This window comes from Exiguobacterium sp. s34, from assembly GCF_018617435.1.
Classification (GTDB): Bacteria; Bacillota; Bacilli; order Exiguobacteriales; family Exiguobacteriaceae; genus Exiguobacterium; species Exiguobacterium aestuarii.
On sequence record NZ_JACSKE010000006.1, the window covers coordinates 180,230 to 195,007 of the forward strand.

A 14,778-nucleotide genomic window follows, 5' to 3' on the forward strand; every position below is an offset into this window, starting at 1 on the left:
TGGGTCTACATTGACGATTTTAGAATGGATTACAGCACTGACACCGATTGTGGCCGTGCTCATCTTATTGGTAATTATGCGTTTACCTGCATCGGTAGCCATGCCCTTGTCACTCGTGACGACGGCAATTTTAGCGTTCTTCGTTTGGCAATTGGATGCGACTCGTATCATGGCAGCGACACTACAAGGACTCGTCATTGCTGTGACGACGGTTTGGATTGTCTATGGTGCGATTGGAATGATGAATACGATGAAAGAGGGGGGCGGCATGAACGCGATCCGCTCTGGATTCGTCAACATCACACCCGATCCGCGTATTCAAGTCTTGATTGTCGGTTGGTTGTTCGTTTCATTCATTGAAGGGGCATCAGGATTTGGGACACCGGCAACGGTTGCGGCACCACTCTTGATTGCGCTCGGCTTTCCACCGATTGCCGCTGTCGTCATCGCACTGTCTGCGGACGTATCCGCCGTCACGTTCGGTGCAGTCGGGACACCGGCACTCATCGGGATTGGGAATGGTCTTTCGCTAGACGTGAACCAACCTGAGTCGATCGCCTTTTTGACAGAGGTTGTTTTACAGACCGTATTGATTGATATGGTCGTCGGTCTATTCATCCCGTTCATTCTGATTTTGATGTTAACGCGCTTCTTCAGTAAGGAAAAATCGATCAAGCCGGCACTCGAAGTATTTCCAATTGCGATTGTTGCAGCACTGTTATACAGTGTACCGGCCTACATTTGGACACTCATCCTTGGATTTGAATTCGGTGGGATGCTCGGTGGACTAACGGGTCTCGTCATACTCGTCGCAATGGCTCGTAAAGGGATTCTCATGCCGAAGCGCGTATGGACGTTCGATGGGTATGCGGATGAACTTGAACCATCTACTGAAAAAGTAACGATAAAATCGAACACGCGTGAACTACCGCAATGGAAAGCGTGGGCACCTTATCTCATCTTGACGATTTTCTTAGTTCTCACTCGTACGGTACCGTTCTTGAATGAACTGTCTCGCAGTGTACGAATCAATCTACCGAATATTTTAGGGGTAGAAGGGATTTCAACGTCTTGGGAACCGTTCTATTCACCAGGATTCATGTTCATCTTGACGATCATCGCAACATTCTTCCTGCACAATATGAGTTGGTCGCAAGTGACGTCGGTCTTTAAAGCGACGACGTTTGGAATCGTCGGTACAGTCATCACATTAGCGGCTTCTGTTCCGATGGTTCGTATTTTCATTCACTCCGAAAATGGAGGTGCTGGACTTGCGTCTATGCCGGTCGAACTCGCGACGGCAGCTGCCGACACGTTCGGGGGAGTATGGCCACTCGTCGCACCGTGGATTGGGGCCCTCGGCGCCTTCGTCTCAGGCTCAGCAACCTTCTCGAACATGATGTTCTCGAGTTTGACGACGAACGTAGCGGAGTCTGTCGGACTCGATAATACGCTCGCCTTATCGATGCAGATGGCCGGGGCGAATGCGGGGAATATGATCTGTGTGTTAAACGTCGTAGCGGTCGCATCAGTTGCCGGACTGCTCGGTAAAGAAGGGACCATCATTCGTTACACGCTCATGCCGATGATTTATTACGTCACGGCAACAGGGGTCATTGGTCTCATTTTGGGCATGTTTTTCTTAAACTAAATCAAGTTACAATTTTTTTACAAAATAATATTGACAATTTTCAGAACAGTCTGCTAAGGTTTGAGTAGATTTTAAAACTATGAAACGAGAGGAGCCAGAATGATGAACAACATTGCACTCACAAACACACTCAAAACATCATATGGCTACTCGTATTTAACTGCGTGACTTTGGCAGCTGGATAGGGGTAGTGTCCTTTCCCTGACCATGCAAAAGATTGAAGACTACTTCAAGCGCGCTTCATTTGATTGGTTGCACAATCAGGTGGAGTGCGCTTTTTTGCGTGCTTAGATGGATTGGACGAAAGGGGGAAATCAGTCATGAAACTGATTAAACAATTGGATTGGTTTATTAAAAGACAGAAACGGACGTATTTGATCGCCATCATCTTACTCATCATCACGGGGGTCGTGGATATGCTACCGCCGTGGATCATCGGACAGGCGATCGATGCGATTCGTGAAGGAAGCTTGACGACAGAACGATTGATTCTCATCGTGTCATCGCTTCTAGGCATCATGGTGTTATCTTATGTGATGTCGTATTTGTGGATTGCCCGACTATTCGGGACAGCCTTTTTACTTGAAAAGAAATTGAGAGGTCGCTTTTTCGGTCACCTCCTCAAACAGACGCCGCGCTTTTATCAACAACATCGTACGGGTGACTTGATGGCACTCGCGACGAATGATTTGAAAGCGGTTGAACGGACAGCCGGGTTTGGGGTCATGACATTGGTTGATTCGTTCAACATGACACTCATTGCGTTAACAATCATGGGTGTGTTCATCGATTGGAAGCTGACGCTCGCGGCACTCTTGCCGATGCCGATTCTCGCCTGGTCGATGAATAAACTGGGAAGTCAAATCCATACACGCTTCACGGCAGCCCAGGATTCATTTGGGGTGATGAACGATCAAGTCGTCGAGTCGATCTCAGGTCTTCGCGTCGTCCGTTCATTCGTTCAAGAGGAAGCGGACACGAAAAAGTTTGATGACATCACAGACGATGTCATGGCGAAAAACATGCACGTCGCAAAAATCGATGTATTGTTTGAGCCGATCATCAAACTACTCGTCGGACTCAGTTATTTGATCGGGCTCTCATTTGGGACGTATCTCGTCTTTACGAACGACATCACGCTCGGTCAACTCGTCTCGTTCAACATTTATTTAGGGATGCTCATTTGGCCGATGTATGCGTTTGGTGAACTCATCAACGTCGTACAACGTGGGACGGCAAGTTTGGAGCGGATCGAATCGACGATGAACGAGGTGCCGGACGTTGCCTCTACGGGTACGATCCAAATCGACGTTCCAGAGAAAATCACATTCAAATCGCTCTCGTTCCGTTACCCGAACGCGAATCGTGATGCGTTAGAAGACATCGTGCTACACGTCTCGCGTGGTGAGACGATTGGGGTCGTCGGACCGACCGGGGCCGGGAAGACGACGTTATTGCGCCAGTTGCTTCGAGAGTATCCAATCGACGATTCACTTCTCGTGAACGGCGTACCGATTTCGGACATCAAACTCGAAACAGTTCGAGGTTGGAGCGGATATGTATCACAAGAACATCTCCTGTTCTCGAAGACGGTCCGCGATAACATTCGCTTCGGCGTAGATGATGTATCGGATGAAGCGCTTGAGATGGCAATCCATCTCGCGGCGTTTGATACGGATATCGAGCATTTAGAGAATGGTTTAGATACGGTTGTCGGAGAACAAGGTGTCATGCTATCGGGTGGACAGAAACAACGTTTATCGATTGCACGAGCATTATTAAAAAATCCTGAGATTTTACTCCTTGATGATTCGCTCTCGGCGGTCGATGCGAAGACAGAATCACGCATCATCGATTCGGTTCGCACGAGCCGTGAGGCGAAAACGACGTTTATCGTCGCGCACCGTCTTTCTGCGGTGGCACACGCTGACCAAATTCTCGTCCTTCAAGACGGGCGTGTCACAGAACGTGGCACACATGACCAACTGATGGAACGTCACGGTTGGTATTATGAACAATTTATTCGACAAGGAGAGTCGGAGTAATCCGGGAAAGGGGGAATCTCTCATGATCGATCAATATGAATTAGATCCAGTCCGTCGGAAGAAAACGATCCGTTCACTTGTTGGGTATGCCAAACAAGTGAAACGCTCGATCTTCCTCGGATTGACATTACTCTTTTTAGCGGTCGGCGCAGAACTTGCCGGGCCGTATATCGCCAAAATCATTATCGATGAGCATATCGTTGCCATCGAACGTGATTGGGTTCAAGTCGAGTCTGGCGGTAGCGTTTCCTTTGATGGAAACTCGTACGAGAAAGAAACGAGGCTTGACGGGCAAGACGTGGTTCAGCCCGTCTCCATCGTGCAAACGACGGACGGATACTATCTCGTACCTGAGGCAGTGATGAGCGGGGGGATCCGAGATGTCGAAGGAGACGTGCTGACGATTACACGAGGTGATGAGACGGCGACATATGACAATATCGTCTCACTCTCATCGACTGACGTGTTCCAGTTTTATCAGACAGATTTAAGAGCAGTGCTCATGCTGTCTGGTCTCTATGTCGTCCTGTTGCTACTCGCAGCCGGATTGAACTGGGGACAACAGATGCTCTTGCAGCGTTCGGCTCATAGTATCGTCAAGACAATGCGTCTCGACGTGATGAGGCATCTGCAAACGATTCCGGTACGTTATTTTGACCAGACGCCGATCGGGAAGATTGTCAGCCGTGTCACAAACGACACGGAAACGATTCGGGACCTTTATTTAGGAGTACTTGCCCGTGTCTTCCAAAGTGTCGTCATGATGATTGGAGTACTCATTGCGATGTTCTTCCTAGACGTACGTCTTGGATTCGTCTCACTCATCATCATCCCGGTCGTCATCGTCTGGATCAAGTTGTTCCAGCGCTTCTCGACAAAAAATAACTTCCGTGTCCGCGCACTCGTCGCGGATATGAATGCACAGTTGAATGAAAGCATTCAGACGATGCCAATCATTCAATCGTACGTTCGCGAAGATCTCGTTTACGACGAGTTTAATGAGAAGAACAGTGACAACTTCCAAACGAGACGAAAACTGTTGAAATTAGATGCATTGATGAGTCATAACTTGGTCAACTTCTTCCGGAACATGGCGCTCGCATTACTCATCTGGTTCGTCGGGGCGCAAACACTCGGTGGGGGAAGCATCCTGACACTCGGGATTTTGTATGCCTATATCGATTACGTCTCACGGATTTTTGAGCCGGTGACACAAATCATGAACCAGTTGTCGCCACTTCAACAGGCGCTCGTCTCGGCCGATCGGATGTTCCAGTTGCTCGATGAAAAAGGAGAGCCGGTCTCATCGGATCGTATTCCACGCTTTAAAGGGGAAGTCGTCTTTGATGATGTGACATTCAGTTATGAGGCAGGGAAACCGGTGTTACAACAGATTGAGTTACATGCAGCTCCAGGCGAGACGGTTGCCCTTGTCGGACACACCGGCAGTGGGAAGAGCTCGATCATGAACTTGCTCATGCGTTTTTATGACCCATCTAAAGGTGTTCTTCGTATCGATGGAATGGACGTGACGACACTTCCGACGCAGGCGGTTCGAGACCATCTCGGGATCGTCTTGCAAGACCCGTTCCTATTCACCGGAACGATTCGTACGAACGTCACGCTAGGTGACGAGACCATCACGGACGAACAGGTATGGAAAGCACTCACGGCTGTTGGTGCAGACCGTTTCGTGAAACAACTACCGCAAGGAATCGACGAACCGGTGATTGAGCGAGGGGCATCCCTTTCGAGTGGGGAACGACAACTGATCAGCTTTGCCCGCGCACTTGTCTTTGATCCGGCCATTCTTGTCCTCGATGAAGCGACAGCAAGTGTTGATTCGGAGACAGAGGCGCTCATTCAAGAAGCGCTCAAAACACTCACGTACGGTCGAACGACGTTTGTCATCGCTCACCGTCTCTCTACGATTCGAGAAGCAGACCAGATTCTCGTCCTCGACCACGGTCGAATCATCGAGCGCGGGAACCATCAATCGCTCATCGAATTCGGTGGCGTCTATGCCCGAATGCATGAATTACAAAGCAAGCAACAAGCCATCAGTTAAGGAGGAACCATGGAAATCACGGGGAAATATAACCGCGCCAAAGTATTCAATGAACGCATCGATGACATGACGCGGAATCAGATTCAAATGCTACTTGACCAACCGTTCACACAAGGAGCATCGATTCGAATCATGCCGGATATGCACGCTGGGAAAGGGTCGGTCGTTGGAACGACGATGACGATTCACGATAAAGTCGTACCGAACTTGGTCGGTGTCGACTTAGGATGTGGGATGCTTTGTACCGAAATCAAAGCAAAGCGAATCGACTTTCAACGACTTGACGACGTCATCCGCGAACTTGTACCGAGCGGGATGAACATTCGCGAGGCGGTCCATCCGTACGCAAATGAACTTCCGCTTGAAGCAGTTCGAGCGCCATATAAACTCGACCGTGCCTTACGTTCGGTCGGGTCGCTCGGCTCAGGAAACCACTTTATTGAAGTGAACCGGGATGAAGAGGGGCGAACGTTTCTCGTCATCCATTCGGGTTCACGCCATCTCGGGGTACAGATTGCCGATCATTATCAAAAGCGAGCAATCCAACACATGATGGAAACAAAAGATATAACAGAAGAAATCGAGCGGTTGAAAGCAGTTGGACGACAGCAGGAGATTTCGACTTATCTCGAGACGGAACGAGAAGCACGGAAACCTTTCCGGGATTTGGCTTATGTCGAAGGGGAGGACATGGATGATTATATGCATGACGTGCGAATCGCCCAACAATATGCAGCGGCGAACCGCCGTGCGATGACAGATGTGATTGTGGAAGCGATGAAGTGGAACGTCATCGATCAATTTGACACTGTTCATAACTATATCGACCATGATGCGATGATTCTTCGAAAAGGAGCCATCTCGGCTCAACAAGGCGAACGTGTCATTATTCCGATGAACATGCGTGATGGTTCGCTCATCTGTACAGGGAAAGGGAATCCGGATTGGAACTTCTCCGGGCCTCACGGAGCGGGTCGAATGATGTCACGCTCAGCCGCACGGAAACGTGTCGATTTCAAGGAATTCAAACGTACGATGGAAGGCGTTTGGTCGACATCGGTTCGACCGTCGACGATTGACGAATCCCCATTCGTGTATAAGTCGATGAAAGAAATCGTCCGTTATATCGAACCGGCGGTCAGAATCGACCAAGTCATCAAACCGTTGTACAACTTTAAGGCGAACTGAGTGGAGTTTCACTCAGTCTCGCTTTTTTCTTTTTTTCACAAAATCTGATACGCTTACATCGAGGTGAACGAAATGGAAAAGCGGTTAAGTGACTTATCAAAATATGAGTTAGAGCAAGAGATTCAAGCGTTACATGAGAGAAAGCGAAAGGCTGAACAGATGGGCATGGTCAGCGAAATCGAAGTCGTCCTTCGACGGATCGCGATTGCTGAAAGCTATTTGGTCGACCCGACATCGTTTCGTCCAGGTGAGACGTATATCGTCAACTACAACAATCAACCGTTCCGCTTGAAATTCGTCAATGGCGTGATGGGATGGGGGACGTTTGAAGGAGATCTGACAGAACGGGCCATTCCGCTCTCTGAACTATCGGAGGTGAAGTCATGAATCGGAACGATCAGTATGAACGGCTAGCCGCCATTCTAAAAGAGAAAAATGATGTGTTAAACGATTCGGAAGCCATCACGTGGGTCGAGGTATTATGGGAAGATTTTGAGACGTCGCTCGCAAAAGCCGGGGAACCTTACCCTGGTGAGGCGAAAGCCTTTCAGTATGTGATTCAACAGATCGATGCATATGGTGCACAGCTTCATTTGTTCCAAACGAAGAATGAAAAATTTCAACATTTGATGTCTAAACGAAACTTACATTGAATCACGTCCATAGGGCGTGATTTTTTATTGCAATTCTCATTCAGTTCGTTATAATGAAGGTCGCTAATAGTTTGCTTGTAAGTATAGTATAGATAAACTTTCTTTAGTTGAACTCATGTTTTACTAAACTAGAAGGAGGCGTTCGGTCGTTGGAAGTAGGTCAAAACATTAAGCGACTCCGGATTAAAAAAGGATTGACCCAAGAGGAGTTGGCAGAGCGTACGGATTTGAGTAAAGGATATATCTCTCAAATTGAACGTGATTTAAGCTCTCCTTCATTAGAGACGTTGTTTGATTTGTTGAGCGTCCTTGGAAGTTCACCAAAAGAGTTCTTCGATGAAGACTTGAATCAAAAGGTCGTATACACCGTCGATGACCGCACCACGTATACGGATGAGGAACGAAAATATCGCACAGAATGGCTCATTCCGGAATCGAATGAGAAAGAGATGGAGCCAATTCTTGTCACGTTTTGCAAGAATGGAGAATTCAAACAATATGAACCTTCACGTGCGGAGACCTTGGTGTATGTCTTATCTGGAAAAGTGGCACTGAAGTTGGGTCATCATACGTATTTCGCTAAAGCAGGAGAGACGATGTATTATGTCGCCTCGGATTCGCACCAACTTGTCAATGATCATGATGACGAGAGTGAATGTCTTATCGTTGCGACTCATTCATATTTATAAGTCAATAGAGGAGGAAACAGCATGAATACAGAAACCATTATTCGCTTTGACCACGTCTCAAAGCGTTATGACGACACAGTCGTCTTAGAAGATATCAGTTTTGAGATTGAGCGTGGGAAGTTTTATACGCTTCTCGGTCCATCGGGATGTGGGAAGACGACAATCTTACGTCTTATCGCAGGATTTACAGACGCGACTGAAGGTGATATCCACTTCAGTGGGAAACGAATCAACGATGTACCGGCCAACAAACGACAAGTGAACACCGTGTTTCAAGATTATGCGCTGTTTCCTCATTTGAACGTATTTGAAAATGTCGCGTTCGGTCTTCGGATTAAAAAGTTAAAAGAAGCAGAGATAAAATCAAAGGTAGAGCAAGCTCTCAAGTTTGTTAACTTAGAAGGATACGGTTCGCGCGAAATCGATGAGATGTCAGGTGGGCAACGTCAACGTGTCGCCATCGCTCGCGCAATCGTGAACGAGCCAGAGGTCATCCTCCTTGATGAACCATTGTCTGCCCTAGATTTAAAACTTCGGACAGAGATGCAATACGAACTTCGTGAATTGCAACAACGCCTTGGCATCACCTTCATCTTTGTCACACACGACCAGGAAGAGGCGCTCGCGATGTCCGATGAGATTTTCGTTATGAACAACGGGAAAATTGTTCAGAGTGGAACACCGACTGATATTTACGATGAACCGATCAACCGTTTCGTCGCAGACTTCATCGGAGAGTCAAATATTGTACCGGGCGTCATGCCGGAAGACAACGTCGTCACGTTCGCTGGCAAAACATTTGACTGTGTGGACCAAGGATTCGATCGTAATGAAAAAGTCGAGGTCATCATTCGTCCAGAAGACTTGGAGATGACATCGGTCGACGCGGCAAAACTTGTCGTGGATGTCGATTCACAATTGTTCCGAGGCGTTCACTATGAGATTTGCTGTTATGACGAGGAAGGGAACGAATGGCTCGTTCACTCGACGAAGAAGTCGACAGTCGGATCAAAAATCGGATTGACGTTTGACGAAGAAGCGATTCATGTCATGCGATTAGGGGAGACGGAAGAAGAGTTTGACCGTCGTCTCGAATCCTATGAGGAGGTCTCTCATGAATCAAACTAACCAGACCGCAAAGACGGTATATTTGACGACATATTGGATTTGGATTGCCTTATTCGTCGTCGCACCACTTGTCCTTGTCGTCTATTACTCGTTTTTTGATATCGATGGGAACTTGAGCTTAGAGAACTATCAGACGTTCTTCTCTTCGACATACTTGTCGATGACGCTCTCGTCGTTTTGGTACGCGTTCCTCATTACGTTCTTCTCGCTACTCGTCGGATACCCGACAGCGTACTTGTTGACGAAGACGAAGCATAAACAGCTTTGGCTTTTACTCATCTTACTTCCATCATGGATTAACTTGTTATTAAAAGCGTACGCGTTCCTTGGAATTTTCGGAACGTACGGCATCACGAATCAGTTCTTAGAAGCAATCGGGATTGGAACGAAACAGATTCTCTTTACAGACTTCAGTTTCGTCTTCGTATCCGTCTACATTTTCATCCCGTTCATGATTTTGCCGATCTACAACGCGATTGAAAAATTACCGCCATCTCTCGTCTATGCATCACGAGACTTAGGTGCATCGAACTGGACGACGTTCCGACGTGTCGTCTTCCCGCTGACGCTTGACGGCGTCAAATCAGGGATTCAAATTGTCTTTATTCCGGCGTTGTCACTCTTCATGATCACACGCCTGATCGCAGGGAACCGTGTCATCACGCTCGGTACAGCGATTGAACAACAATTCCTTGTCACGCAAAACTGGGGGATGGGATCAACGATTGCCGTCTTCTTGATCTTGGCGATGGTTCTCGTCATGGTCATTACGCGTGACTGGGGTGCGAAAGGAGCGGTCCGTCGATGAAACGTAAACGATTCAAATTATCAAACCTGTACTTGGCGGCCGTATTCTTTATTCTTTACGCGCCAATCTTATATCTCGTCTTCTATTCGTTCAATAGTGGCGGGACGATGAGTAACTTCGAAGGCTTTACACTTGAATGGTACAAATCCCTCTTCACCGATACGAGACTCCTCGTCATCGTCTTGAACACGATTGTCATCGCGCTTTTATCAGCGACGATTTCGACCGTGCTCGGTGTCATCGGGGCGCTCGCGATTTACACGGCAAAACAAAAATATACAAAGACATCCCTCTTGTCGTTGAACAACGTTTTGATTGTCAGCCCAGACGTCATCATCGGGGCATCGTTTTTGATTCTCTTCACGATGCTCGGGATTCAGTTAGGCTTCTATTCGGTTCTCTTGTCACATATCGCCTTCTCGGTTCCGATTGTTGTCATCTTGGTGTTGCCGAAACTTCAAGAGATGAGCCCGACGTTGATTGATGCGTCGCGTGACTTAGGGGCAAGTACGTGGGATGTATTGACGAAAGTCATTCTCCCATATATCACACCAGGTGTGTTTGCCGGGTTCTTCACGGCACTCACGTATTCGTTAGATGATTTTGCCGTCACGTTCTTCGTGACAGGGAACGGATTTACAACGCTTGCAGTAGAAGTTTACTCGCGGGCACGACAAGGAATCTCGCTTGAAATCAATGCGTTGTCTGCAATTTTGTTCGTCTTCACTCTCATCCTTGTCATCGGATATTATGTGTTGGCGCAACGAGGGACAAAGGAGGTTAGACGATGAAAAAATTAATCATCATGCTGGCTGTCCCATTGATTGTCAGCTTCGGTCTCCTTCTTTGGATTCAGCAGCTAAATGCTGCGCAAGGATTTGGTGGCGACAATACGCTTGTCGTCTATAACTGGGGAGATTATATCGATGAGGACTTGATTGGTGAGTTCGAAGAACAGAGTGGATTGAAGGTCGTTTATCAAACATTCGATTCGAACGAAGCGATGCTCACGAAAATCGAGCAGGGGGGTACGGCGTTCGATGTTGCCGTCCCATCAGACTATGCGATTAGTAAGATGATTGAGGACGACTTATTGCTACCAATCGATTACGACAAACTTGAGAATTTTGACAATATCGACCCACGCTTCCTCGATAAATCGTTCGATCCGGGTAATAAATACTCGGTCCCTTACTTCTGGGGAACGGTCGGGATTGTTTATAATCCTGAACTAGTAGATGGTGAGATCACATCGTGGAACGACTTATGGGAGATGCCACTTGAAAATGATATCCTCCTTGCGGACGGAACACGAGAAGTGATGGGCTTTGGTTTGAACTCGCTTGGCTATTCGCTCAATACGACGAACAAAGATGAGTTGATTGAAGCGGAACAAAAGCTAGAAACACTTTGGCCGAACATTAAAGCCATCGTCGGAGACGAGATTAAAATGTTGATGGCAAACCGTGAAGCGGTGGCTGCGGTCGTCTGGTCTGGGGACGCATCGGAAATCATGTATGAAAATGAAGAGCTGACGTATGTCATTCCGGAAGAAGGGACGAATCTCTGGTTCGATAACCTTGTCATCCCGAGTACCGCACAAAATGTGGACGGTGCACATCAGTTCATCGACTTCATGCTAGATGCCGAAATCGCTGCCCGTAATACGGATTATGTCGGCTATTCGACACCGAACGAAGCGGCACTCGAGTTTTTAGATGAGGAAGTGACGTCAGATGAACGTTTCTACCCATCTCGCGAAGTGACGCAAGAGCTCGAGGTGTATGAAAACTTAGGCAAGCGGATGAACGCTTACTATAACGAATTGTATTTACGTTTTAAAATGCAAAGTAAATAATAAAACATTTTATTTTGTTTGAGAGTTAGAAAGATAAAGGCGATTGATTCGGTGTTCATTCCGGATCAATCGCTTTTTTTCAACTAGAACATAATGTGTGTGCGTATTATGGATAAAGTTCATTCTCTTCTATAAATTCTAAGAACGTATCCTGCAACTCGTTTTCTGTATCCTGAGAGTCGAGCAATAGACTCGGTTCGAGCTCACTATCATTCAAAGTAGAACTGCCATCAATAATACCTAGCATATGAGAAACCGTATCAATCATGGTCTGTTCCATTATTTTTAAAAGAGTCTCTTGTCCTTCGTTATCAGATCCCTGATATAGACCAAGTGCCTGTCTCCAATATTCCTCCATGTCCGAAGTGATTTCTGATGTTCTGTAAGTTTCTTTTAATTCAGCCAGACTTTCTTTAATGACCGTTTCATAAATCGATTTCACGAATTCTGAATTTTTTTCTGTCATCGTCTATTCCTCCTATCTGCTTGTAATCAAAATCATCATATGATTTGTTCGTTAAAAAATAACTTCCTTTGATATTGGGTTTGAATGACTTCAACTATTAGTATCTCATCAATCGTTTAACCAAAGAAATAAGTATTTTTTTCTGTCAAGCTGAGGTCTGTTCCGTTCTAAAGGTTGTAGACCGATTCAATGTTCTTAATACGAAGTAACGTGACCCATCATTAATATATATTTTTCATAGTTGAGGACAATCGTTTTTTCTTTTGAAATGAGAAAGGACCCACCGAAATGGGTCCTCGTAATCATATTTCATGCTTTAGCGCTTCACGCTCTTCTTCTGTAAAGACTCGAGAACGTCCTAAAAATCGTTTCCCTTCAACACCTTCGAGGGAGAACATACCACCCCGACCATCAACCACATCGATAATCAGCTGTGTATGTTTCCAATAATCATATTGTTTCTCGTGGATATAGAACGGCGTGTCTCCGATTTCACCAAGGAGTAAATCGTGATCGCCCACCATGAACTCGTCGCGAGGAAAGCACATCGGTGAACTCCCATCACAGCAACCTCCAGATTGATGAAATAGAAGCGGGCCGTGCTTCGATCTTAGACGTTCGATCAGTTCGAGCGCGGCGGGGGTGGCCTCGACTCGTTTCACCATCTTAGAAGAACCCGAGCTTCTGTTCGCTGTAGCTGACGAGCATATTTTTTGTCCGTTGATAATGACCGAGCATCATCTTATGGTTCTCCCGACCAATCCCGGACATTTTGTAACCACCGAATGCAGCGTGTGCCGGATAAGAGTGGTAACAGTTGATCCAGACGCGACCCGCTTGGATTTCACGTCCGAAACGATACGCGCGGTTCATGTCTCGCGTCCACACGCCTGCACCAAGTCCGTAAAGTGTGTCATTCGCGATGGCAAGTGCTTCCGCATCGTCTTTGAACGTCGTCACCGATAAGACCGGTCCAAAAATCTCTTCTTGGAAGATGCGCATCTTGTTGTGACCTTTAAAGATAGTTGGTTGAATGTAGTAACCATCCGCTAGGTCTCCGTCTAACATGTTGCGTTCGCCACCGATTAAGCATTCTGCGCCTTCTTCTTTCCCGATTTCAAGATAAGAGAGGATTTTTTCCATTTGTTCGTTCGAAGCTTGTGCCCCCATCATGACGTCAGCATCGAGCGGGTTTCCAAGCTTGATCGCTTTGACGCGCTCGAGCACACGCTCCATAAATTTGTCGTAGATGGATTCTTGAATCAATGCACGAGACGGGCACGTACATACTTCCCCTTGGTTCAAGGCAAACATCACGAGGCCTTCGATTGCTTTGTCGAAGAAGTCATCATCGGCTTCCATAATGTCCGCGAAGAAGATGTTCGGTGATTTTCCACCGAGCTCGAGCGTGACCGGGATGATGTTTTGTGAAGCATACTGCATGATTAACCGGCCCGTCGTCGTCTCTCCTGTGAAAGCGACTTTATCGACACGGTCGCTCGATGCGAGAGGTTTACCCGCTTCAAGACCGAAACCGTTTACGATGTTGACGACACCTGGTGGCAATAAGTCTTCAATGAGTTCCATGAGGACCATGATTGAAGAAGGTGTTTGTTCAGCTGGTTTTAAGACGACACAGTTCCCCGCTGCGAGTGCCGGAGCGAGTTTCCATACCGCCATCAAGATCGGGAAGTTCCACGGGATGATTTGAGCGACAACGCCGAGTGGCTCATGGAAATGATAGGCGACCGTATCGTTGTCGAGTTCACTGATACCGCCTTCTTGTGAACGGATCACACCGGCGAAGTACCGGAAGTGATCGATTGCGAGCGGAAGGTCAGCATTCAGTGTTTCTCGAACTGCCTTACCGTTTTCCCACGTTTCTGCGTACGCAAGCATCTCTAAATTTTCTTCCATGCGATCTGCAATTTTATTTAAGATGACAGAACGTTCCGCGACGGACGTTTTGCCCCAATCGTCTTTTGCTGCATGTGCAGCATCCAATGCGAGTTCAATATCCTCTTTCGTTGAGCGGGCGACTTCACATAATACTTTCCCATTTACAGGAGATGTGTTTTCAAAGTATTCCCCACCAGCCGGTGCGGTCCATTTTCCGTTAATGAAATTCTCGTAACGGTCCTTAAACTGTACTTTCGTTCCTGCTGAGTTCGGTACTTCATAAATCATGTTCGTTCCTCCCTTTTCATACGAGATAGAGGAGTTA

The 14,778-nt window shown here is 47.1% G+C and carries 14 protein-coding genes; 11 read left to right on the forward strand and 3 right to left on the reverse strand.

The window, feature by feature from the left end; all coding sequences use genetic code 11:
• The first annotated feature begins 10 nt into the window (after positions 1 to 10).
• The 11 genes from KNO87_RS13360 (at position 11) to KNO87_RS13410 (ending at position 12,088) form a co-directional block, all read left to right on the forward strand.
• Positions 11 to 1,651, forward strand: coding sequence for an L-lactate permease (locus KNO87_RS13360; protein ID WP_214790514.1), 1,641 nt, complete (start codon positions 11 to 13; stop codon positions 1,649 to 1,651).
• A gap of 320 nt (positions 1,652 to 1,971) precedes the next feature.
• Positions 1,972 to 3,696, forward strand: a complete 1,725-nt coding sequence (locus KNO87_RS13365) for an ABC transporter ATP-binding protein (protein WP_214796438.1) — start codon at positions 1,972 to 1,974, stop codon at positions 3,694 to 3,696.
• A 22-nt stretch (positions 3,697 to 3,718) separates the two neighbouring features.
• Positions 3,719 to 5,764 (forward strand): ABC transporter ATP-binding protein, encoded by a 2,046-nt coding sequence (locus KNO87_RS13370; RefSeq protein ID WP_214796440.1) that lies wholly within the window; start codon positions 3,719 to 3,721, stop codon positions 5,762 to 5,764.
• Positions 5,765 to 5,773: 9 nt separating this feature from the next.
• Positions 5,774 to 6,952, forward strand: coding sequence for an RtcB family protein (locus KNO87_RS13375; RefSeq protein ID WP_214796442.1), 1,179 nt, complete (start codon positions 5,774 to 5,776; stop codon positions 6,950 to 6,952).
• A 72-nt stretch (positions 6,953 to 7,024) separates the two neighbouring features.
• On the forward strand, positions 7,025 to 7,339 hold the full coding sequence (locus KNO87_RS13380) for a YfhH family protein (RefSeq protein ID WP_214796444.1): 315 nt from the start codon (positions 7,025 to 7,027) through the stop codon (positions 7,337 to 7,339).
• A complete protein-coding gene (locus KNO87_RS13385; protein WP_214790505.1) occupies positions 7,336 to 7,605 on the forward strand; it encodes a YfhJ family protein in 270 nt (89 codons plus the stop codon). Before KNO87_RS13380 ends, KNO87_RS13385 begins: the two co-directional genes overlap by 4 nt.
• A gap of 149 nt (positions 7,606 to 7,754) precedes the next feature.
• Positions 7,755 to 8,294: a helix-turn-helix domain-containing protein gene (locus tag KNO87_RS13390; protein ID WP_214790503.1), complete on the forward strand. Its 540-nt coding sequence runs from the start codon at positions 7,755 to 7,757 to the stop codon at positions 8,292 to 8,294.
• A 21-nt stretch (positions 8,295 to 8,315) separates the two neighbouring features.
• Positions 8,316 to 9,422: an ABC transporter ATP-binding protein gene (locus KNO87_RS13395; RefSeq protein ID WP_214796446.1), complete on the forward strand. Its 1,107-nt coding sequence runs from the start codon at positions 8,316 to 8,318 to the stop codon at positions 9,420 to 9,422.
• The gene (locus tag KNO87_RS13400; RefSeq protein ID WP_214790499.1) at positions 9,409 to 10,230 is read left to right on the forward strand and encodes an ABC transporter permease; all 822 of its coding nucleotides are present in this window, start codon (positions 9,409 to 9,411) and stop codon (positions 10,228 to 10,230) included. The genes KNO87_RS13395 and KNO87_RS13400 overlap by 14 nt, the downstream gene beginning before the upstream one ends.
• Entirely contained in the window at positions 10,227 to 11,021 is a 795-nt protein-coding gene (locus tag KNO87_RS13405) for an ABC transporter permease (protein ID WP_214790497.1), read from the forward strand. Before KNO87_RS13400 ends, KNO87_RS13405 begins: the two co-directional genes overlap by 4 nt.
• The gene (locus KNO87_RS13410; RefSeq protein ID WP_214796449.1) at positions 11,018 to 12,088 is read left to right on the forward strand and encodes an ABC transporter substrate-binding protein; all 1,071 of its coding nucleotides are present in this window, start codon (positions 11,018 to 11,020) and stop codon (positions 12,086 to 12,088) included. The genes KNO87_RS13405 and KNO87_RS13410 overlap by 4 nt, the downstream gene beginning before the upstream one ends.
• 106 nt (positions 12,089 to 12,194) lie before the next feature.
• On the opposite strand, the gene KNO87_RS13415 is transcribed toward KNO87_RS13410, so the two are convergent.
• The 3 genes from KNO87_RS13415 to adh form a co-directional block, all read right to left on the reverse strand.
• A complete protein-coding gene (locus KNO87_RS13415; protein WP_214796450.1) occupies positions 12,195 to 12,554 on the reverse strand; it encodes a transposase in 360 nt (119 codons plus the stop codon).
• A gap of 302 nt (positions 12,555 to 12,856) precedes the next feature.
• A complete protein-coding gene (locus tag KNO87_RS13420; RefSeq protein WP_214796452.1) occupies positions 12,857 to 13,219 on the reverse strand; it encodes a DUF779 domain-containing protein in 363 nt (120 codons plus the stop codon).
• A 1-nt stretch (position 13,220) separates the two neighbouring features.
• Positions 13,221 to 14,741 carry an aldehyde dehydrogenase gene (gene adh, locus KNO87_RS13425; RefSeq protein ID WP_214790489.1) on the reverse strand — a complete coding sequence of 507 codons (1,521 nt, stop codon included), beginning with the start codon at positions 14,739 to 14,741 and terminating at the stop codon, positions 13,221 to 13,223.
• Positions 14,742 to 14,778: the final 37 nt, after the last annotated feature.

Coding starts and splice junctions, on each gene's coding strand:
- KNO87_RS13405 (WP_214790497.1), top strand. CDS start 10,227: ATGAAACGTAAACGATTCAAATTATCAAACCTGTACTTGGCGGCCGTA.
- KNO87_RS13400 (WP_214790499.1), top strand. CDS start 9,409: ATGAATCAAACTAACCAGACCGCAAAGACGGTATATTTGACGACATAT.
- KNO87_RS13375 (WP_214796442.1), top strand. CDS start 5,774: ATGGAAATCACGGGGAAATATAACCGCGCCAAAGTATTCAATGAACGC.
- KNO87_RS13410 (WP_214796449.1), top strand. CDS start 11,018: ATGAAAAAATTAATCATCATGCTGGCTGTCCCATTGATTGTCAGCTTC.
- KNO87_RS13370 (WP_214796440.1), top strand. CDS start 3,719: ATGATCGATCAATATGAATTAGATCCAGTCCGTCGGAAGAAAACGATC.
- adh (WP_214790489.1), bottom strand. CDS start 14,741: ATGATTTATGAAGTACCGAACTCAGCAGGAACGAAAGTACAGTTTAAG.
- KNO87_RS13395 (WP_214796446.1), top strand. CDS start 8,316: ATGAATACAGAAACCATTATTCGCTTTGACCACGTCTCAAAGCGTTAT.
- KNO87_RS13365 (WP_214796438.1), top strand. CDS start 1,972: ATGAAACTGATTAAACAATTGGATTGGTTTATTAAAAGACAGAAACGG.
- KNO87_RS13385 (WP_214790505.1), top strand. CDS start 7,336: ATGAATCGGAACGATCAGTATGAACGGCTAGCCGCCATTCTAAAAGAG.
- KNO87_RS13420 (WP_214796452.1), bottom strand. CDS start 13,219: ATGGTGAAACGAGTCGAGGCCACCCCCGCCGCGCTCGAACTGATCGAA.
- KNO87_RS13415 (WP_214796450.1), bottom strand. CDS start 12,554: ATGACAGAAAAAAATTCAGAATTCGTGAAATCGATTTATGAAACGGTC.
- KNO87_RS13380 (WP_214796444.1), top strand. CDS start 7,025: ATGGAAAAGCGGTTAAGTGACTTATCAAAATATGAGTTAGAGCAAGAG.